This is a genomic window from Streptomyces coacervatus, from assembly GCF_029223485.1.
In the GTDB taxonomy this organism is placed as follows: domain Bacteria; phylum Actinomycetota; class Actinomycetes; order Streptomycetales; family Streptomycetaceae; genus Streptomyces; species Streptomyces coacervatus.
In genome coordinates, this window is sequence record NZ_JARHTP010000001.1 from 30341 (window position 1) to 51082 (window position 20742).

The 20742-nt window shown below is 70.5% G+C and carries 15 protein-coding genes and 1 pseudogene; 12 read left to right on the forward strand and 4 right to left on the reverse strand.

Annotation, left to right across the window (positions count from 1 at the left end):
* Positions 1-75 precede the first annotated feature (75 nt).
* Positions 76-900, forward strand: coding sequence for an MmyB family transcriptional regulator (locus P2Q00_RS00215; RefSeq protein WP_275768331.1), 825 nt, complete (start codon positions 76-78; stop codon positions 898-900).
* A 75-nt stretch (positions 901-975) separates the two neighbouring features.
* On the opposite strand, the gene P2Q00_RS00220 is transcribed toward P2Q00_RS00215, so the two are convergent.
* Both P2Q00_RS00220 and P2Q00_RS00225 read right to left on the reverse strand, forming a co-directional pair.
* The gene (locus tag P2Q00_RS00220; RefSeq protein WP_275768334.1) at positions 976-1887 is read right to left on the reverse strand and encodes a recombinase family protein; all 912 of its coding nucleotides are present in this window, start codon (positions 1885-1887) and stop codon (positions 976-978) included.
* A gap of 310 nt (positions 1888-2197) precedes the next feature.
* Complete coding sequence (locus P2Q00_RS00225; protein WP_275768337.1) at positions 2198-2440, reverse strand: DNA-binding protein; 243 nt, start codon at positions 2438-2440, stop codon at positions 2198-2200.
* Positions 2441-2580: 140 nt separating this feature from the next.
* On the opposite strand from P2Q00_RS00225, the gene P2Q00_RS00230 reads away from it, so the two are divergent.
* The 9 genes from P2Q00_RS00230 (at position 2581) to P2Q00_RS00270 (ending at position 16116) form a co-directional block, all read left to right on the forward strand.
* Positions 2581-4203: a site-specific integrase gene (locus P2Q00_RS00230; RefSeq protein WP_275768339.1), complete on the forward strand. Its 1623-nt coding sequence runs from the start codon at positions 2581-2583 to the stop codon at positions 4201-4203.
* A gap of 211 nt (positions 4204-4414) precedes the next feature.
* On the forward strand, positions 4415-5152 hold the full coding sequence (locus P2Q00_RS00235; protein WP_275769415.1) for a GntR family transcriptional regulator: 738 nt from the start codon (positions 4415-4417) through the stop codon (positions 5150-5152).
* A 218-nt stretch (positions 5153-5370) separates the two neighbouring features.
* Positions 5371-6519 carry an ROK family glucokinase gene (locus P2Q00_RS00240; protein ID WP_275769417.1) on the forward strand — a complete coding sequence of 383 codons (1149 nt, stop codon included), beginning with the start codon at positions 5371-5373 and terminating at the stop codon, positions 6517-6519.
* Positions 6516-7097: a sugar kinase gene (locus tag P2Q00_RS00245; protein WP_275768342.1), complete on the forward strand. Its 582-nt coding sequence runs from the start codon at positions 6516-6518 to the stop codon at positions 7095-7097. Before P2Q00_RS00240 ends, P2Q00_RS00245 begins: the two co-directional genes overlap by 4 nt.
* Before the next feature lie 100 nt (positions 7098-7197).
* Positions 7198-10035: an SCO1167/SCO6262 family helicase gene (locus P2Q00_RS00250; protein WP_275768344.1), complete on the forward strand. Its 2838-nt coding sequence runs from the start codon at positions 7198-7200 to the stop codon at positions 10033-10035.
* A gap of 965 nt (positions 10036-11000) precedes the next feature.
* Positions 11001-13013, forward strand: coding sequence for an SWIM zinc finger family protein (locus P2Q00_RS00255; RefSeq protein WP_425579684.1), 2013 nt, complete (start codon positions 11001-11003; stop codon positions 13011-13013).
* Positions 13014-13223: 210 nt separating this feature from the next.
* The gene (gene pcaDC, locus P2Q00_RS00260; protein WP_275768346.1) at positions 13224-14534 is read left to right on the forward strand and encodes a bifunctional 3-oxoadipate enol-lactonase/4-carboxymuconolactone decarboxylase PcaDC; all 1311 of its coding nucleotides are present in this window, start codon (positions 13224-13226) and stop codon (positions 14532-14534) included.
* Positions 14535-14639: 105 nt separating this feature from the next.
* On the forward strand, positions 14640-15275 hold the full coding sequence (locus P2Q00_RS00265) for an MBL fold metallo-hydrolase (RefSeq protein WP_275768348.1): 636 nt from the start codon (positions 14640-14642) through the stop codon (positions 15273-15275).
* 61 nt (positions 15276-15336) lie between these two features.
* Positions 15337-16116 carry an exodeoxyribonuclease III gene (locus P2Q00_RS00270; RefSeq protein WP_275768350.1) on the forward strand — a complete coding sequence of 260 codons (780 nt, stop codon included), beginning with the start codon at positions 15337-15339 and terminating at the stop codon, positions 16114-16116.
* Between the two features lie 255 nt (positions 16117-16371).
* On the opposite strand, the gene P2Q00_RS00275 is transcribed toward P2Q00_RS00270, so the two are convergent.
* Positions 16372-18090, reverse strand: coding sequence for an SGNH/GDSL hydrolase family protein (locus tag P2Q00_RS00275; protein WP_275769422.1), 1719 nt, complete (start codon positions 18088-18090; stop codon positions 16372-16374).
* 214 nt (positions 18091-18304) lie between these two features.
* On the opposite strand from P2Q00_RS00275, the gene P2Q00_RS00280 reads away from it, so the two are divergent.
* Both P2Q00_RS00280 and P2Q00_RS00285 read left to right on the forward strand, forming a co-directional pair.
* The gene (locus P2Q00_RS00280) at positions 18305-18712 is read left to right on the forward strand and encodes a DUF6278 family protein (protein WP_275768351.1); all 408 of its coding nucleotides are present in this window, start codon (positions 18305-18307) and stop codon (positions 18710-18712) included.
* 207 nt (positions 18713-18919) lie between these two features.
* Positions 18920-19111 (forward strand): annotated as a pseudogene (locus P2Q00_RS00285) (amino acid ABC transporter ATP-binding protein); the annotation flags it as partial.
* Between the two features lie 36 nt (positions 19112-19147).
* Here P2Q00_RS00285 and P2Q00_RS00290 read toward each other — a convergent pair.
* Complete coding sequence (locus P2Q00_RS00290; protein ID WP_275768352.1) at positions 19148-20713, reverse strand: CocE/NonD family hydrolase; 1566 nt, start codon at positions 20711-20713, stop codon at positions 19148-19150.
* Between the last annotated feature and the right edge of the window lie 29 nt (positions 20714-20742).

Below are 20742 nucleotides of genomic sequence, written 5' to 3' on the forward strand. Positions count from 1 at the left end.
GGACACGCGTATAAGTTGCGTTAGGGTTTCCTAATACTTTTCCTGTTCTTTACTTCAGGGGAGCTCTACACCTTCATGGCGCGGAACCTGCCTCCGATCACCCGCATGCTCAAGTCATGGCGCGAATCACGCGACCCGCACGCCGTGCCCGGATTCACCGCCCGCTACGGCGCGCGCCGCCGCACAGGCCTCACCCAACGGGACCTGGCCGAACTCACGGGCGTGACCGAGGGCTGGTACGGAAAGCTGGAGCGCGGCGTCCTCGATCACGTCGGCGACGAGTTCTTGGAGCGGATCGTGCGCGTCCTCGGCCTGGACAGCGCGCAACGCGCCCACCTGTGGCTGGAGGCCAACGGCTGCGAACCGCCACCGCTCCCGCACTCGGACGCCAGCTCCATCGACCCCGTCGGTGCGGCCATCGTCCACAGTCAGATATATCCCGCGTACACCTACACCCATAGCTGGGACGTACGCGTCTTCAACGAGGCTGCTGCCCGCGACTACCCGTGGATGCTGCACGGCATCAACGTCATGATCTGGGCGCTCACTTTCCCCGAAGCGCGCCTGCAGCTCATCGACTGGGAGGAGACCTGGGCCAAGCCCATGGCCTCACAACTGCGCCTCGCGCACAAAGCGAACCCGGACGACGCACGCCTCAGCCAGGTCTGCGACCACATCAGGCAGGCCGATCCGGTCGCCCGCCGAATCCTCGACGACGACGTCACCACCGTCACCCACCCCGACGGCGACCGCCGCCGCCTCTACCTGCCGCACCAGCACGAGGAGACCGAAGTCGAGTTCGTGGCTCTGCAGAGGCTGGGCGACAACACCCGGCTCATGATCGTTGCACCCGGAGACCTCGCTCAGCGGGCCATGCCCTCCGCTATCCCGGGCATGTAGCGACTGAGGGGCGTTCGCGATCACCGACCGGGGTGCGGCCCCCGCCCTGGTCGCCAACGAAGTCGCGATATTGGTTCAGCTGACAGGCTGGCGCCAGTCGAGCAGGACCCGCTTCTCCGGGACCTGACTGCCCTCCGCCCGCCCAACCCGCACGTGCTCGATCTCCAGCAGCACCAGGCCCCGCTTCGACGCGAACGGGGCCGTACGCCACCAGGCCACCAGGTCGTGCACGTCACCGATCGGCAGGTCTGTCATCTGCTCCAGGTGCTTCAGCCGCACCTTGGACGTCCGTAGATCTTCCTTGCTGGCCCTTTGCGCGGCGACGAACGCGGCCTTCACCATCAGCCCGCGCCCGTACAGATCGCCGATGCCGGCGAACCGCTCGTCGGCACCCGCAATGTGCTCTTTCAAGCGGGCAATCTCCGCCTCGATGTCACGCTGCAACTGCTCAAGCCGCTCACGCGCCCCCGGCTTCAGCAGTTCAGCCAGAACGTGCTCGGCCACGAAGTCTTCGAGCTTCTCGGCGTTGATGCGGGTTCTTCCGCAGCCGTCGCACTTATAGGACGGCGGGGCCTCAGCGTGGGCGCGGCTGCCGATCATGCCCTGTGTGCACTCGTCGCACACCGCGCACCCGCCGGTGACCAGGTACTCGTGCGCCTCACGCGGCGTGCCGCGCTTCTCGCTGCGCTCCACGAACAGATCCTGCAGACGCATGTAGACGTCCGGCTCCAGAACCCGCTCGTCCCAGCCCTCGATCGGCTCGCCGTTCTCATTCAGACCCGCAAGCCGCGGATTGACCAGCAGGCGGTGCAGAACTTCACGGCGGAACTCGTTGCCGCGAGGGGTCAGCATGCCCTTGCTCGTCAGCCACCGCGTCGCCTCGGCTTCCGAATCGCCACCGAGCAGCAGCGTGACGGCCTCCCGCAGCAACGGCGCCTCCTGCGGATGCACCACCCCTGCGCGCACGTAGCCCGACAACCGTCCCACGCAGCAGACTCCGATCAATTATTCGCACCTGCGACCCCTCGCGCCGACAACGCGTTAGGAGCTCCTTAGACCTGACATAGGCCAATGTATATCCGGGTCTGGAGCCATGCATGCGTAAGATCCCGTGAACTGGCCAGCCTTAACGCGATATTTGCAGGCCAGTGGGCACCGCTTGCTGTCGCATGTGACGCGGATCATAGCAACCTGTACGGGGCAAGTTGACTCGCCGCCAATTACACCCACGCTGGAGTGAGGCGGAAGAGGAGCCCGGACGTGCGAAAACGACGCGACGCCCGGGCCGCATAGGTGGCTACACATCCAGAGTGATCCCCAGCGCCTTCCACAAGCTCGCCGTCGACACCTTCTGCGTCTGCCCCAGTGGAATCGTCTGCGCCGGGAACGCGCCGCCCCTGATCAACTCGTACGCCTTGTCCGAACCAATCCCCAACGCGCGAGCCGCCGTCACCACACTCACCGCAGCCGGCAGGGACCTCACTTCCTCGACCGACATCCCGCCACGGCGCCCCTCGGAACGAGTGCGCTGCACGGTCATTACAGATGAGGACAAAGGTGGTCACATCCCTCTTCCCCGCGCCACCTGGCAGGAAGCATACGGCGCCCAAGGAAGCGTCTCCTTCGCTACAGCAAGATCAGGACACGTACGGAAGATCCAGCCCAAACCAGGGAGCCCGCGTGTTCAACGGCACCACTTACCGCCGGTGTAAGTGCACCGAACCGAAACTCGACGACCAAGGCCAGCCGATCCTCAACGTGAACGGCACGCCCAAAGTCCGAGAACTCGGCTCCGCATGCCCCCAGTTGGACAAGCGGGATCACGGCTCCTGGTACTACTACCTCAACCTCCCCGACGGCCCCGGAGGCAAGCGGCGCCGACCCCGCAAAGGTGGCTTCCCCACCTCCAAGGCAGCCAAGGAAGCAGCACAAAAACTCTGGGACGAAGCCACCGACGGCATCGACGTCGACTCCAAGGAAACCGTCGCCGCCTACCTCAACCGCTGGCTCGACAAGCGCGTTGACTTCAAGCGCGGCACCCGCGAGGAGTACCGCGACTGCATCGACCGCATCCTCATACCCGCGCTCGGCCACCTCGCCATGCGCGAACTACGCGAGCGCCACATCCAGGAGATGTTCAAACAGGTCTGGGCCTTCAACGAGGTCAAGGCAGCCAACCAGATCACCGCCCAGCAGGCCAAAGCCGAATGCGAAGACGCCTACCGAGCGTGGAAACAAGCCCCCGCACCCCGCCCCCGCCACTTCCGCCAGCGGTGGGACGCAGCCAAAGCCGCCCTCAAAGAGGCCCGCACCAAGCCCCGCCGCAACACCGGCCCCGGCACACAAAGGAAATACAAGAACACCCTCGCCGCAGCCCTCAGCGACGCGGTCACCGAAAAACTGATCACCGAGAACTGGGCGAAGCACATCACCCTCCCCAAGTACGAACGCCCCGAAGCCCTCGTCTGGACAGACGAACGCGTCGCCCGCTGGAAGCTCACCGGCGAAAAACCCAGCCCCGTCATGGTGTGGACCCCCAACCAGACCGGCGAATTCCTCGACGCCGCAGTCGACCACCCCATGTACATCATGTGGCACCTCATGGCCTTCCGCGCTCCACGCCGCGGCGAAGCAACAGGCCTGCCCTGGAGCGAAGTCGACATGACCCGAGGCGTCGCCCGGATCGTCGAGCAACTCTCCACCAACTCCTCCTATGAGGTATGGGAAGACACCCCCAAGAGCCGCGCAGGCAAACGCGCCGTCACCCTCGACTACGCGACCTTCGCCCTCTTGACCGCCTGGCGCGACGTACAACAAGCCCAACGAGCCGAGTGGGAACAAAAGCACCGAGACGACCCCAGCAAGTACGGCCCCTACAACGACTCCGGCAAGGTCTTCACCCAAGCCGACGGCCGACCCCACCACCCCAGCAACGTCTCCCAAGCCTTCGAACGATTCATCAAACGCCTCGGCCTGCCCCCGATCCGACTCCACGACCTACGGCACTGCGCCGCATCACTCAGCCTCGCCGCCGGCCTGTCCATGAAGGCCATCCAGGCCCTACTCGGCCACAGCAGCTACCAGCTCACCGCCGACACTTACACCTCACTGATGCCGCAGTTCGAGCAGGCAGCAGCCAACGCACCCGTCGACCTCGTACCGCGCCGCAAGGCAATCGAGCAGGCCACCCGGGAGGATCCCCCCGCTGGGGCCACGACTGGGGATCAGACCAGCGACGACGAGCCCCACCTTTACCTCGTCTTGCCTTCGGTTCCTCCAGGCGAAGCCTCGGACGCTGCCTGACGGGTTGTCCCCCATTTGTCCCCCGGGCCACAAAATAGCCCCCGTGGAAGTCGCTCCGCGGGGGCGGTTTGGTGCATCACTGCAGGCCAGAGGCGTGGGTTCCTGCCGTTGCCCCCTCGGATTATGTCCGGACAATCGAACTACACAACTTCCCGTCAACAACTCGTGGAGCTACGCTCGGCCCGTGCCGAAACCAGAAGTGGACCCGACCGTGTCGCTCGAACTCAGTGTGGACCGGAGTTCTCCGGTGCCGTTGTACTTCCAGCTGTCCCAGCAGCTCGAAGCGGCGATCGAGCACGGAGCGCTCACCCCCGGCAGCCTGCTGGGCAATGAGATCGAGCTGGCCGCACGGCTCGGCCTGTCCCGGCCCACTGTCCGCCAGGCCATCCAGTCCCTCGTCGAGAAGGGCCTCCTGGTGCGGCGCCGAGGTGTCGGCACGCAGGTCGTGCACAGCCAGGTCAAACGCCCGCTGGAGCTCTCCAGCCTTTACGACGACCTGGAGGCGGCCGGACAGCGCCCCGCCACCAGGGTGCTCGTCAACACGGTCGTCCCGGCGACCGCCGAGGTCGCCGCCGCCCTCAACGTGGCCGAGGACAGCGACGTGCACCGGGTGGAGCGCCTCCGCCTCGCGCACGGCGAACCGATGGCGTACCTGTGCAACTTCATCCCGCCGGGCCTGCTCGACCTGAACACCGCACAGCTGGAGGCGACGGGCCTCTACCGCATGATGCGCGCCGCCGGAATCACCCTGCACAGCGCCCGCCAGACGATCGGCGCCCGCGCCGCCACCGCCGCCGAGGCGGACCGCCTCGCCGAAACCGAGGGCGCCCCACTCCTCACCATGCAACGCGTCACGTTCGACGACACGGGCAGAGCGGTCGAGTACGGCACCCACACGTACCGGCCGACCCGTTACTCCTTCGAGTTCCAGCTGCTTGTGCGGTCATGACCGCGGCGTTCTCGCGGTCCTGACCGTTTTTGCACCTCCTTGTCGAGTTGGTTGCAATGTCAGGACAATCCAGTCGGCGTGAACTGCACCATGCCCGTTAAGGGGCGCGGGGAACTGCGCGACCAGCCACAAACAACCCGCACCCAACATCAATTGCGTACCCCCCTTTGCTCCCCCGCTCGGCACTCAGCGTGAGCGTGCGGCAGAATCGGGCCTTGATGAGCACCTACGGCAACTTCACCGCCCCCATAGGCTCCCGCCGCGCCCCGGCGCTCCGAACCGTCGGCACCCGGGAGCGCCGCTCGCACCTGACCGCACCCCGCGTGCCAACGGTCGGCATCGACATCGGCGGCACCAAGGTGATGGCGGGCGTCGTCGACGCCGACGGCAACATCCTGGAGAAGCTCCGCGCGGAGACCCCGGACAAGTCCAAGAGCCCCAAGGTCGTCGAGGACACCATCGTCGAACTGGTCCTGGACCTCTCCGACCGGCACGACGTGCACGCCGTCGGCATCGGCGCGGCCGGCTGGGTCGACGCCGACCGCAACCGCGTCCTGTTCGCCCCGCACCTGTCGTGGCGCAACGAGCCCCTCCGGGACCGCCTCGCGGGCCGGCTCGCCGTGCCCGTGCTGGTCGACAACGACGCCAATGCCGCCGCGTGGGCGGAATGGCGTTTCGGCGCGGGCCGCGGCGAGGACCACCTGGTCATGATCACGCTGGGTACCGGCATCGGCGGCGCGATCCTGGAGGACGGCCAGGTCAAGCGCGGCAAGTACGGCGTCGCGGGTGAGTTCGGCCATATGCAGGTCGTGCCCGGCGGCCACCGCTGCCCGTGCGGCAACCGCGGCTGCTGGGAGCAGTACAGCTCCGGCAACGCGCTGGTCCGCGAGGCCAAGGAGCTGGCCGCCGCCGACTCCCCGGTGGCGTACGGGATCATCGAGCACGTCAAGGGCAACATCGCCGACATCACCGGCCCGATGATCACCGAGCTGGCCCGTGAGGGCGACGCCATGTGCATCGAGCTGCTGCAGGACATCGGACAGTGGCTCGGCGTCGGCATCGCCAACCTGGCGGCCGCCCTGGACCCGTCCTGCTTCGTCATCGGCGGCGGCGTCAGCGCGGCAGACGACCTGTTGATCGGCCCCGCACGGGACGCCTTCAAGCGTCAGCTCACCGGCCGCGGCTACCGTCCCGAGGCCCGTATCGCCCGCGCCCAGCTCGGCCCCGAGGCCGGCATGGTCGGCGCCGCCGACCTCGCCCGTCTGGTCGCCCGCCGCTTCCGCCGCGCCAAGCGACGCCGGGTCGAGCGGTACGAGCGCTACGAGCGGTACGTGGAGACCCGCCGCTCCACCCGGGACACCGCATGACCGCCGCACTGCCGCGTCAGTCCCTGCCCCCGGACGAGCCGCTCCGGCCGGCCGAGGACCGCCGTCACAAGATCCGCCGCCGGGCGCTCACCCTGCTCATCATCGGGCTGCTCATCGGCGTCCCGGCCGGCTATCTGGTGATCTCCGCAAACCAGAGCCGCGACAGCGGCAAGGACAAGGAGGCCAAGTACGCGGCGACCGGTCTCACCAAGGGCTGGCCGTCGAAGGTGCAGCGCCGCCTCTACCAGGTGCCGATGCCGCACCCGTCGGGCAAGGTCGCGAGCTACGAGACCAACAACTGGAAGACCAGCCGTCTCTACGTCCAGTTCCAGACGCCCCTGCGGAACCTCGACGTCTTCCTCCACGACATGGGCGTCACCCGCGCCGACCTGAAGCGGGGCGACATCACCATCAGCGCGCGCGACCAGAAGATCACCGGCTGGGACTTCACCAGCCCGGGCCCCTGGTACGGCCTGGTCCACAAGCAGAAGGCGCCCAAGCCCACCCAGTACGTCATGATGAGCCTGGGGAACCGGAACAACCCGTTCTTCTACGTCGTCTCCCGCACGGTTCCGTGACGGAACGGGCCCCGGGACCGCCACCGGAGCCGATTGTCAGACCCCGCCCGTAGAGTCGAAGACATCTGATCCGACACACGGGCGGGAGGTGACAGGTCGTATGGGCGACACGGCTGCGGTGGCCGGGCGAGCGGGGGAGCGGGAGCCGGGTGCGGAGGAGTCCGTGCCCGTCCGGCTTGCGGCCGTCTTCCTGCCCGCCCCGCTGCCCAGGGACGGCCGGATCGCCTTCTGGGACCCGGAGGGCGGCCCACTGCCCGCCGGGGACACCGAGCTCACCGTCGTACGACGGCATGGCGCGGGAGCGCGGCGCAGGACCGCCCCCGCGCTGTCTTTGCCCGTCGGGAAGGCCCTGCCCCATCTCGTCCGCGCCCGGCGCGACCCGGCCGCCCACCCCGCCACCGCCTGCTGGGGCGCGGCCGCACTGCACGCGCTGAGGCTCATCGCCCGCGGACGCCTGCTGCCCGGCCTGACGGCCACCGGCCACGACGCCTGGCGGGCCGGCCCCCTGGACCCGGACGACATCGCGCACATCCGGTCGGTCGCCGCGGCCCTGCCGTACGAGGGCCACGCCGTCCCGCTGCCCGGACCGGGCCCGCTCCGGCTGCCCGAGCCGGAGGCGCTGATGCGCTCCTTCCTGGACGCGGTCGCCGACACCCTCCCCCGCACCCCCGCCGCACCGCACGCCTCCGGCAGGCCCTTCGCCGACCGCCGCCCGCAGCGCCTGCCCGACGCCCACGACTGGGCCGCCGAGGTCGCCGCCGGCATGGACGCGGGCGTGCGCATCTCGCTCCGCCTCGACCTGTCGGCGTACGAGCTGTTCGACGGCGAGGAGGGCGTGCGCACCGCGGGCGCCGCGATCGTCCAGGTGCACAGCCTCGCCGACCCCACCCTGATCGCCGACGCGGCGGCCCTGTGGGCGGGCGAGGCGGACGCGGCGTTCGGCCCACGCGCGCGCGTGGACGCGGCCCTCGCCGTGCGGCGAGCGGCCCGTATCTGGCCGCCGCTCGACCGGCTCTCCGAGCAGGACGTGCCCGACGTCCTGGCGCTGTACGACGAGGAGCTGGGCGAACTGCTCGGCGTGGCGGCGACCCGGCTCGCGGCCGCCGGGGTCGCCGTGCACTGGCCCCGGGACCTCGCCCAGGACCTCAGCGCGGCCGCGGTGGTACGGCCGGCGCCGGGCTCCGCGACCGACGGCACCGGCTTCTTCGAGAGCGAGGAACTCCTCCAGTTCCGCTGGCAGTTGGCGGTCGGCGGCGACCCGCTCAGCGAGGCCGAGATGGACGCCCTCGCCGAGGCCCACCGCCCGGTCGTGCGGCTGCGGGACCGCTGGGTCCTGGTCGACCCCGCCCTGGTCCGCAAGGCCCGCAAGCGCGAACTGGGCCTGCTCGACCCGGTCGACGCGCTCTCCGTCGCGCTCAGCGGCAGCGCGGAGGTGGACGGCGAGACGGTCGAGGCGGTACCGGTCGGCGCCCTGGCCGCCCTGCGCGACCGCCTGACGGCCGGGCTGCGCCCCGCCGAACCGCCCGCGGACCTGCATGCCACCCTCCGCGACTACCAACTCCGGGGCCTGGCCTGGCTGGACCTCATGACCACCCTCGGCCTGGGTGGCTGCCTCGCCGACGACATGGGGCTGGGCAAGACGATCACGCTCATCGCGCTGCACCTGAAGCGCGCCCGCAGCGAGCCGACCCTGGTGGTCTGCCCGGCCTCCCTCCTGGGCAACTGGCAGCGGGAGATCACCCGGTTCGCACCCGGCGTCCCCGTCCGCCGCTTCCACGGCCCGGACCGCACCCTGGAGGAGGTGACCGGCGGCTTCGTCCTCACCACCTACGGCACGATGCGGACGACGGCACCGCGACTGGCCGAACAGCGCTGGGGCATGGTCGTCGCGGACGAGGCGCAGCACGTCAAGAACCCGTACTCGGCGACGGCGAAGGCCCTGCGCACGATCCCGTCCCCCGCGCGCGTGGCCCTCACCGGAACCCCGGTGGAGAACAACCTCTCCGAGCTCTGGGCCCTGCTCGACTGGACGACACCCGGACTCCTCGGCCCGCTGAAGTCCTTCCGCGCCCGCCACGCGCGCGCGGTGGAGAACGGCGAGGACGAGGAGGCGGTGACCCGCCTGGCCCGTCTGGTCCGTCCCTTCCTCCTGCGCCGCAAGAAGTCCGACCCCGGCATCGTCCCCGAGCTGCCGCCCAAGACGGAGACGGACCACCCCGTGCCGCTCACCCGCGAACAGGCGGCCCTCTACGAGGCAGTGGTACGCGAGTCCATGCTTGCCATCGAGACCTCCGACGGCATCGCACGCCGGGGCCTGGTGCTCAAGCTGCTCGGCGCGCTGAAGCAGATCTGCAACCACCCCGCGCTGTATCTCAAGGAGGAAGGGACCCAGGCCGACCGTCTACTGGCCCGTTCCGGCAAACTCGCCCTCCTCGACGAGCTGTTGGACACGCTGCTGGCGGAGGACGGTTCGGCACTCGTCTTCACCCAGTACGTCGGAATGGCCCGCCTGATCACCGCGCACCTGGCCAGCCGAGCGGTTCCCGTGGAACTGCTCCACGGCGGCACGCCGGTCCCGGAGCGCGAGCGCATGGTGGACCGCTTCCAGAGCGGCGCGACCCCGGTCCTGGTCCTCTCGCTCAAGGCGGCCGGCACCGGCCTGAACCTCACCCGCGCGGGCCACGTCATCCACTTCGACCGCTGGTGGAACCCGGCGGTCGAGGAACAGGCCACCGACCGCGCCTACCGCATCGGCCAGACCCAGCCGGTCCAGGTCCACCGCCTCATCACCGAGGGCACGGTCGAGGACCGTATCGCCGAGATGCTGGAGTCCAAGCGGGCCTTGGCCGACGCCATCCTCGGCTCCGGCGAGTCGGCCCTCACGGAACTGACCGACCGCGAGCTCACCGACCTGGTGTCCCTCCGGAGGCCGACATGACCCCCGGCCCGGCCGACGAGGCCCGCCGGGCGCTGAGGGAGGCCCGGCAGCGGGAGAAGCCCGCGGGCGGGGGACCGGGGCAGCCCAGGGCTGAGGGGCAGGAGCCGGCGCCGGATCGGAGTGCGGAGCAGCAGCCGATGCCTGCCAATCATGCGGCGCAGAAGGCGGTGACGGAGAAGGTTCCCGAACAGGAGGCTTCCGGGGCGCCTGAGGGCGTCGAGCGCGGCGAGCCACGGCCCGGTGATGCCGCCCGTGCTGCGCTGCGCCGGGCGATGTCCACCAGACGCAGCGCGGGCGCGACGGGAGGGCTCACGGATGCCGTGGCTTCCGGCCCCGCTTCGACGGGCTCGGGTACGGATGCTTCGGGGGCTTCGGAGACGAGGGACTCGGGCGGGACTGCTTCGGGGGTGACGTCCGGTCGCGGTGGGAATGCGGATGCGGGCGGGCCGGGTGCGTCGATGGTCTCTGCGCGGCGTGGCATAGACGGTGGCACAGGGGATTGGTTGACGGATGCCATGACCTCTCGTGCCGTGTCGGGGATCACGGCCGGGGACGCTTCGGAGATGACGTCCGATGCGAAGGCGGATGCGGGTGGGTCTGCTGGGGCGGCGGTTTCTGTGCGGGGTGGGGTGGGTGGAGGTGTCGCGGGGCGGTTTGTGGACGCTGTGGTGCCCGGTCGGGGCTTGGGGGGCTCGGGTGGGGACGCTTCGGAGATGGCGTCCGATGTGGAGGCGGACGGGGGTGGGTCTGCTGGGGCGGCGGTTTCTGTGCGGGGTGGGGTGGGTGGAGGTGCTGCGGAGCGGATTGTCGACGCTGTGGTCCCCGGTCCGGGTTCGGGAGGCTTGGGCGGGGGTGTGTCGGGCATTGCGTCCAGCGGGGAAGTAGACGCGGACGGGCCTGTTGGGGCGGCAGGGGCCGCTCGGCCTGGCATTGGCGGCGGTCGTACGGGCCGAACTGCGGACGCAGTGGCTCCTGATCTCGCATCGGACGACGCGGCGGACGATCTGCTGTCCAGGGGCACCTCGGGCAGGGCCTCCGGCGCGGCAGCGAGTGGCGAGTGCTCCGGCGGGGCGTCGAAGCCCGCCTCGCCGGACCGGCCGAGTGAGGCGCCGCGTTCCGCACTGCCGGACGTGGCGCCGGAGGCGAGCGGTGCGATGCCGGGCAGGGGGACGCGGCCTCAGGGTGGGGAAGCAGACCCTGCCGGCGCGCGCCCCGCTGATGTCGCGCGCGAAGCGTTGCGTGCCGCGCGGGCGGAGTCGCGTCAGGCTCGGGAGGACGCCGAGCGTGCCCGAGCCGAGGCCGGGCGTCGGCCGCGGCGGGCGGCGTCGGCGGCCGACAGAAGCCGCGGCGGTTCGCCCCGCCGTGCCGTCGGCGTCCAGGCGCGGGACCTGAGGGAGTTCCTCGCCGATGCCTTCCGTATGCCTTCCTCGGCGGCCGAGCCGGAAGTGGCCCACGACGACAACAACACTGCACGGGAAGGGAGTTCGGATCCCCGGACGTCCACGTCCACGTCCACGTTCGCGTCCGCCTCCATGCCCATGCCCACGTCCATGCCCACGCCCGGCGACGGTCCGCGGGCAGCCGGACTCGCCGAGCCCCCCGCCGAAGCCCACCTCCCCGGCACGGCCCCCCTCGGTACCGACTCGCCGACCAGCTCCACCACCCTCCGACACCACTCCATGGCCGCCCCCGCCCGCGACGGCGAGTTGCGCCGCACCTTCCCCGCATTCCCGTCCCGTGCCTCCCTCGCCCCGGCCACCCCGGCCACCTCAGCTTCCCCGGACGACGCCCGCTTCGCGGAGACGTGGTGGGGCAATGCCTGGGTCGCGGCCTTGGAAGAAGGGGCGCTGGACGCCAAGCGGCTGGCGCGTGGCCGGAGTTATGCCGAGCAGGGCCATGTGGACGCCATCACGGTGACGCCAGGCCTCGTGCTCGCGTATGTGCAGGGCAGCCGCCCGCGCCCGTACCGCGTGCAGGTGCGGCTGCGCACGCTGGACGACGCCGACTGGGCGCGGTTCCTGGACGCCGCCGCCGAGCGGCCGGGGCACATCGCGGCGCTGCTCGACAAGGAGCTGCCCCAGTCCCTCGCCGACTGCGGAGTGCCCTTGCTGCCGGGCCCGCGCGACCTCGACCCGCACTGCAGCTGCCCCGACCACGGTCACCCCTGCAAACACGCCGCCGCCCTCTGCTACCAGACGGCGCGTCTGCTCGACGCCGACCCCTTCGTACTGCTCCTGCTGCGCGGCCGCGGGGAACGCGAGCTGCTCGACGCCCTCTCCCGGCTGAGCGCCGCCCGCGCGGCCCGCGCCGCCCAGGAGCAGGAACCGGCCCCGCTCCCCGGCGTGCGTGCCGCCGAAGCCCTCCTGCCGCGCCAACTCCCCCCGCTCCCGACGCCGTTGCCCGTCCCGCCGCACCCCGAGCAACCCCCGGTCTACCCGGCGGCCCCGGGCGGCCCCGACCCCTTCGCGCTGGACCAACTGGCGACCGACGCCGCCGCCCGCGCCCATGCCCTGCTCAGCACCGGCCGCGACCCGGTGGCGGAGCTGACGCTGTGGCAGGACGCGGTCCGGCTCGCTGCCGCCCGTCCCGGCTCCGGCCTCACCGCCGGCACCCGCGCGCTCTACGCCTCGCTCGCCTCCGCCGCGGGCCGCACCCCCGCCGAGCTGGCCCGCGCGGTCGCCGCCTGGCGGCAGGGCGGCCTCGAAGGGCTCGCCGTCCTCGAGGAACCCTGGGACCCGCCGGCCGGACGCTTCGACCGCGCCCGCCCTCTCCTCCTCGCCGCAGACCTTCCGGCCTTCAGACCCAGACGCAACCACCTCACCCACCCCCGCGGCCACGTCCAGCTCCGCCTCGGCCGCGACGGCCTGTGGTACGCCTACGAGTCGGAGCCGGGCCACGACGACTGGTGGCCCCGCGGCACCCCGGACCTCGACCCGGTGGGCGCCCTCACCGGCCTGGGCACACCGAGCGACCTCTGAGTGATCCTGCACACGCAGGGCGCACAAGCAGGACGCACGCGCAGAACCGCCCTTTCGACGCACCGCGCCCTCGGCACACCGCCCCTTCGACACGCTGGCCCGGCATCCGGTGAAGGCGGTGTGAGGGTTCACCGGTGATCCGCGGGAGCCAGGTGTAAGGACGTGGGGCCCCGCGTCCGGAAGGCAAGAAAAGGCGGTTAGCGTGGAGCGGTGAGTGAGACGAAGACCCCTGCCCTCCAGTACCGCTTCGACGGCCCGGAAGACGCCCCGGTCCTCATCCTCGGTCCCTCCCTCGGCACGACGTGGCACATGTTTGATCGCCAGGTGCCCGAGCTGACGAAGCAGTGGCGCGTCTTCCGCTTCGATCTGCCGGGGCACGGCGGCGCGCCCGCGTACCCCGTGGGCTCGGTGGGCGAAATCGCCTCCCGGCTGCTGACCACGCTCGACGGGCTCGGCGTACAGCGCTTCGGCTACGCGGGCTGTGCGCTCGGCGGTGCGATCGGTCTGGAGCTGGCCCTGCGCCACCCGGAGCGGCTCGCCTCGCTCGCGGTGATCGCCAGTTCGCCCCGTTTCGGCACGGCCGACGAGTTCCGGCAGCGGGGGGTGATAGTGCGGACGAACGGACTCGACCCCATAGCCCGTACCTCCCCCGACCGCTGGTTCACCGGCGGGTTCGCCGCCGCGCAGCCCGCGATCACCGACTGGGCCGTGCAGATGGTCCGCACCACGGACCCCGGCTGCTACATCGCCGCCTGCGAGGCCCTTGCGGCGTTCGACGTACGGCCCGAACTCGGCCGGGTGGGCGTGCCGACCCTCGTCCTCGTCGGCTCGGAGGACAAGGTCACCGGGCCCGCCGAGGCCCGCACCCTGGTCGCCGGCATTCCCGACGCGCGCCTCGCCGTCGTCCCCGGCGCCTCCCACCTGGTGCCGGTGGAGCAGCCCGTCGCCGTCACCGACCTGCTGGTCCGGCACTTCTCCACCGCCTGGCAGCCCGGCTACGTCGAGTCGTCGACCGGCCAGATCGCCATCCCGGCGGCCCCCGTCAAGTCCGTACTCGCACCGCCTCCGCAGCCCCAGCTGCCCGCGCCGATCGCCGAGATAGCCCCGGCGCCCGTCGTGCCCGCACCGGCGAACGGCCGCCCTGACCCCTACGACGCCGGGATCAAGGTCCGCCGCGAGGTGCTCGGCGACGCGCACGTCGACCGGGCGCTGGCGCAGGCGGACGAGTTCTCCGGGGACTTCCAGGAGTTCATCACCCGGTACGCATGGGGCGAGATCTGGGACCGCCCCGGCCTCGACCGGCGCTCGCGCAGCTGCGTGACCCTCACCGCCCTCGTCGCGGGCGGCCACCTGGACGAACTCGCCTTCCACACCCGCGCCGCCCTGCGCAACGGCCTCACCCCGAGCGAGATCAAGGAGGTGCTGCTGCAGGCGGCCGTCTACTGCGGCGTACCGGCGGCGAACAGCGCGTTCAAGGTGGCCCAGCAGGTCATAAGAGAGGAAACGACCCCCACCGAGTGATCACCCGAGTGATCACCCACCGGTTCCCGAGTGATCGTCAGCCGGGCAGCAGAAGCACCAGTCTCAGCCGCCCGGACTCCCCGTGAACGGGGCAGGATGGGAGCCATGAAGCTCACGAAGAAGTCGCACTCCTGCGTCCGTCTCGAGAAGGACGGGCGCACGCTCGTCCTCGACCCCGGCGGGTTGACCGAGCAGGACGCCGCGATCGGTGCGGAAGCGATCCTCGTCACGCACGAGCACCCCGATCACTTCGACGAGGGCCGGCTGCGGGCGGCCATGGAGGCCGACCCGGCCGCCGAGATCTGGACCCTCGCCTCCGTCGCGGAGCAGATCTCTGCCGCCTTCCCGGGCCGTGTGCACACCGTCGGCCACGGCGACACGTTCACCGCCGCGGGCTTCGACATCCAGGTCCACGGCGAGCTGCACGCCGTCATCCACCCGGACATCCCGCGCATCACGAACGTCGGCTACCTCGTCGACGGCGGCAAGGTCTTCCACCCCGGCGACGCCCTCACCGTCCCCGACCACCCGGTCGAGACGCTGATGCTCCCGGTGCAGGCCCCCTGGAGCAAGATCTCCGAGGTCATCGACTACGTCCGCGAGGTCAAGCCGCAGCGCGCCTACGACATCCACGACGCCCTGCTCACGGACCTCGCCCGCCCGATCTACGACCGCCAGATCGGCGCGCTCGGCGGTTCGGAACACCTGCGGCTGACGCCGGGAGACTCGGCGGAGGTCTGAGGAGGGCCCATGGACGGCGGGCGGGGCGGCGTTGTCAGACCCGCCCGGTAGGTTGTGAGGCATGCGCATCGCGACCTGGAACGTGAACTCGATCACCGCCCGCCTGCCAAGGCTCCTGGCCTGGCTGGAGAGCAGCGGCGCGGACGTGCTGTGCCTCCAGGAGGCCAAGCTGGCCGAGGACCAGTTCCCCTTCGACCAGCTGCGCGAGGCGGGCTACGAAGCGGCGGTGAACGCGACCGGCAGGTGGAACGGCGTGGCGGTGCTCTCCCGCGTCGGCCTGAAGGACGTGACCAAGGGCCTGCCCGGCGACCCCGGGTACGACGGCAGCGAAGAGCCCCGCGCCATCTCGGCGACCTGCGGCCCGGTCCGCGTCTGGTCGGTGTACGTGCCGAACGGACGCGAGGTGGACCACCCCCACTACGCCTACAAGCTCCAGTGGTTCGAGGCCCTCAAGGCGGCCGTCGCCGACGACGCGGCGGGCGGCCGCCCGTTCGCGGTCCTGGGCGACTACAACGTGGCCCCGACGGACGACGACGTCTACGACGTGGCGGCCTTCGAGGGCCTCACCCACGTCACCCCGGCCGAGCGCGCGGCCCTGGCGTCCCTGCGCGAGGCAGGCCTCTCGGACGTGGTCCCGCGCCCCCTCAAGTACGACCACCCCTTCACGTACTGGGACTACCGCCAGCTCTGCTTCCCCAAGAACCGAGGCATGCGCATCGACCTGGTCTACGGCAACGACCCGTTCGCCAAGGCGGTCACCGACGCCTACGTCGACCGCGAGGAACGCAAGGGCAAGGGCGCGTCGGACCATGCACCGGTGGTGGTCGACCTGGAGGTGTAGAGCACTACCTCCAAATCCGTCCGGCGTGCACGAACGAGGCCGCCTCAGCCACTTCCGGCCTGTCCGGCGTGCACGGATAAGGCCGCCTCAGCCACTTTCAGCCCGTCCGGCGTGTACGGATAAGGCCGCCTCAGCCACTTCCAGCCCGTCCGGCGTGCACGGACGAGGCCGCCTCAGCCACTTTCAGCCCGTCCGGCGTTTGAGGACGAGGCCGTTCAGGCCGAAGCGGGGTCTGGGGGCGCAGCCCCCAGGCGGTCACGGCACCAGAGCGCGCAGATCCACGGATCGGGCCATCGCAGCCAACCCCACATCACCGGGGTGCAGATGATCCCCACTGTCGTAAGCGGAGCGCATCCGCGTCGGATGCTGCGGATCCCGCAACGCCGCATCGAAGTCGAGCACGGCGTCGAACACCCCCGAGCCCCGGATCCACGCGTTCACCGCGGAGCGCTCCGCCTCGACGGCGGCCGTGCACCGCACCTCGCCCTCGCAGGGCAGGATCGTGCCGGCCAGCATCCGTAGGCCCCGCGCATGCCCGCGGTCCGCGATCTCCCGCAGCCCCGCGACGATCTGCGCCGCCGTGGTCTGCCCCCGCACGTCGTTCACACCCTCGAAGACGATCGCCGTACGCGCCGAGGTCTGGGCCAGGACATCCCTGTCGAACCGGTGCAGGGCACTGACTCCGGCCAGGTCCGTGGAGACGCCGTCGCCGGGATACCGGTCGGTGACCACACGGTTTCCGGAGATCCCCTGGTTGAGCACGCCATAGTGCGGGACCACATGCTGCTTCAGCAGCCGTGCGGCCAGCACATTGGGCCACCGCCGGTTCGCGTCCGTCGTGGACCGGTCCCCGTCGGTGATCGAGTCCCCGAGCAGCACCACCGATCCCGGCCCGCCGCTCACGTCCACTCCGGTCAGCAGCGGCCACCTGGTCAGGACCTTGGTGTACGCCGCCGCGGAGCCCTCCGCAGTGTGGTCGCCCGCCACGCTCACATACGACCGCTGCACCGCGAGCTGGTGCACGGGTGCCGCCGTCACCGTGCCGGGCAGATGGAAACTCACCAGCAGATTCGCGTCCGGGGGCACCACAAAGCCGAGCGGATCGCTGAACGCCTGTGCCCCGGCCGGGATTTCGACCCCGGCCGCACCCCGGAAGGCAAGCCGCACCGGCACGTCCCGCGCCGTCGCGCCCTCCTTCTGCACGGCCACCGTCGCGCTCCCGATCCGTACCGGCGCCGCCGCGAACGTGTTGTCGAACCGCAGCCGTACCCGCGGCCCGCCCACCGAGGTGTGCACCACCAGCCGCACGGTCCGGTCACTCCACGGCCCCACGGCCGGGATGCCGGAGGTCGCGGCCGCCCAACTGCCGGTCCAGCCCCGGTCCGCCCCCCGCACGGCCAGCGCGAAGACATGCAGACCGGCAGCGCGCGGCAGCTGCACGGAGGCGACCTGGAGCCCCCGCACCAGCGGCACCGTCACGACGTACAGCCGTGCCTGCTCGGCGAGTTGACCGGCGGGTGTGTTGATGTGCGGCAGCGCCACCGCCTTCGTGGCGAGCGGGCCGGTGCGCCAGTCGGGGGCGGTCAGCGTGTACGAGGAGCGGGTGCCGTTCCGGTACGAGACCGAGCCGGTGCCGCTCACGTCGGCCCCGCCCGTGCCCGCCACCAGGAAGGCCAGCGCGTCGCCGCGCCCGCCGACGCGCACGGTCTGTCCGTCGGCGAGTACGTTGTCCGGCTTGCCCGGTAGCCGCCGCGGCCAGGTCAGCCGGGCCCCCTGCACGGTGAGTGCGCGGCCGGGTGCCCAGCCCGCGGCCGTCAGGTCCTGCGCAGGCAGGGAGGCACCCAGGCCGTCGAAGTCCGCCAGACCCGGACGGGCGGCGTCGCTGACCGCAGTGCTGTTGAAGAACCGCTCCAGCGGCAGCGGTTCCGCGCTGTCGCCGTCGGCCGCCCGTGCCGCCGCGGCCGGCGCCAGCATGGCGAACGAGACGATGGCAACCGCGAATCCCCGCACATGTCGACGCACGGCCGACTCCTCCCGCTCACCGGTGGGACGAAAGACGCATCGCGAAGCTAGAGAGACGACAGACACCCGTCAACGAGCCATGCACGGACTCGACGCGAAATAGCCCCGAAGTGACCGCCCGCGCGCCTGTGGTGCGTACGCCGGTGCGAATGACACGCTGGAAGGTATGAAGATCCCTTTTCTGGGCCACCGTCATGAGAAGCACGGCATCCCCGACCCGGAGGGAATCGCCGAACTCCTCTCCGAGTGCGAACTGCTCCGCTCCCAGGCGTCCCGGGAGGGCGTCCAACTCGACGACTCCGCCGCCTCGTTGGAGGCACTCGACCAGCTGCTGCCGCGCTGGCGGGACGACCCGGAGGTGCTGCACTGGCTCGGGAACGACGCGGGCCTCTATCTCGGCACCGTCATCGTGCGCACCGTGCCCGGCGCCGCCTGGGAGATCTGGCCGGACGGCCAGCCCGTCGTACGGCTGGCCTCGGGCCGCGAGTTCGACGTGCTGACCTCAGGGCACGAGTGGGCCGCCAGCGGGGTTCCCGAGCTCTCGCAGCTGTACGGCGAGGTCGCGGAGACATGAACCCGTGAGGCCATGAACCACCGACCTAAGATCGACGTAAATACGGCTTATGCCCGAAAAGTGCGTGTCGTGAGGTAAGTCAACTCTCGCCCGGATAGTTTGCGGCCACCACGACACAGCTGAGAGTGAGTAGGGCTGCGAATGGCCGTCGATCCGCTGATCGAACTGCATGACGTCAACAAGTACTACGGGGAGTTGCATGTCCTGCAGGACATGACGAAGGTCGTCGTCACCCACGAGACGGGCTTCGCCCGCTCGGCCGTCGGCCGCGTCGTCTTCATGGCCGACGGCCGCACCGTCGAGGACCGTGCCGTCCAGGACCGCGCCCCCGAGGAGTTCTTCACCGCCCCGCGCGGCGAGCGCGCCAAGGACTTCCTTTCCAAGATCCTCCAGCACTGAGCGACAGAGCCATGCCCGGACGGCGGCAGCCGGAGATCACTGCTTGCGCAGCGGAATCGACACGTACGACGGGTCGTTCGCGGGCGAGGAGAAGGTCAGCTGAGCGCCGGACGGGTTGTGCTCGATGTAGAGCGGGTCGACCGTGTCGACGACCAGGGCGAGCCGGTGCCCTGCCGGGACGTCGTAGGCCGTGGAGAACAGATCCAGGTCGAGACCGAACGGCTTTCCGGGCGTGCGCCCGTGGAAGGTGTACGGCGCGTTGCTGACCAGCTTGCCGAGGCCGAGCGGCCCCACGTCGTAGAGATAGGCGACGAGGGTGCCGCTCTCCTTGGTCGGGGTGACTGTGGTGTGCAACTCGGCCGTACCGCGGATCTGTTGGGTGGTGTCGTACTTCTCCGACTGCCATACGGCGGCCCAGCGGCGGGGGAGCAGGGGGATCCAGGCCATCGGGGGAATCTTGGCCACCTGGTCGAGGATGCTGGACAGGAAGACGATGCCGCCGTCCGCCCCGGAGTCGACGTTGGTGTGGATCGTGGTCGTGCCGGCGAGGTCGATCTTCCGGCTGGTCGCGGCGAGCGACTTCCAGTCCGGATAGCCCTCGTAGCCGCCCGTGGAACGGGACTTGAGCTGGACCGGCTCCTCGCGGTTGATGCCGTTGTCCTCGCCCTTGAGGTAGTGGTCGAACCAGCGCTCGGTGTCGGTCCATACGTCGTTGGGCAGTCCGAACAGCCCGGTCAGCTCGGCGGTCGCGTGGTCGCCGGGGCGGAACTCCAGCCGCTTGGGGCCGGTCAGCTTCTCGTAGAAGTCCGCGTACTGATTGGGCGGGAAGATCGTGTCACCCCAGGCGTTGGCCATCATGACCGCGGCGCCGTTCTTGTTCAGTTGGTCCACGTATGTAGCGGCCGAACGTTTCTTCCCCCAATCGATCATCTCCTGTTCCTTGGAGAGGTTGGAGGCGTAGAAGTTGTCGAAGATCTCCCGGATTTCGGGGCTCTGACGGCCGGTGACCAGGCTCGCACCGTCCAGCAGGGCCGCCGCCTGGACGTGCTGGGTGCGGCCGGAGTAGATCGAGTCGATCAGGTCGGCCCAGCCGCTGAGGGAGGCGACCGCCTTGATGCGCTGGTCGTGCGCGGCGGCGAGCAGGCTTATGCCCGCGCCGTACGAGACGCCCGCCATGCCGATGTGCTTCGAGTCCGCCGGGGTGTTGGCGAGTGCCCAGTCGATGACCTTGGATGCGTCGGCTATGTCCGGTGGGCCGGCCACTTCTATCTCGCCGCCCGACTGCCAGAAGCCCCGCACGTTGTAACTGACCACGACATAGCCCGAGTCGGCGAGTTTCTGGGCCTGGGCCAGATACTCGACCTGTGGCAGGCCCCAGCTCGTGGGGAGTACGAGCAGCGGGTAGCGGTGTGTGCCGTCGGCGCCCGCGGGCGTGATGACGTTCGCCTTGAGGACGGTGCCGCCGTCGCCTGTGATGTCCACGAAGCGGACGGCGTCCGCCGCCTGTGCGGTGGGGGCCAGCCCGAGGGCGCTACCGGCGATCAGAGTCGCGGAGACGGCGCCCACGGCGGTCGTACGCAGGGCCTTGCGATGGTGTCCCACGGGTCACTCCTCACTTGTGTCAGTGCAAA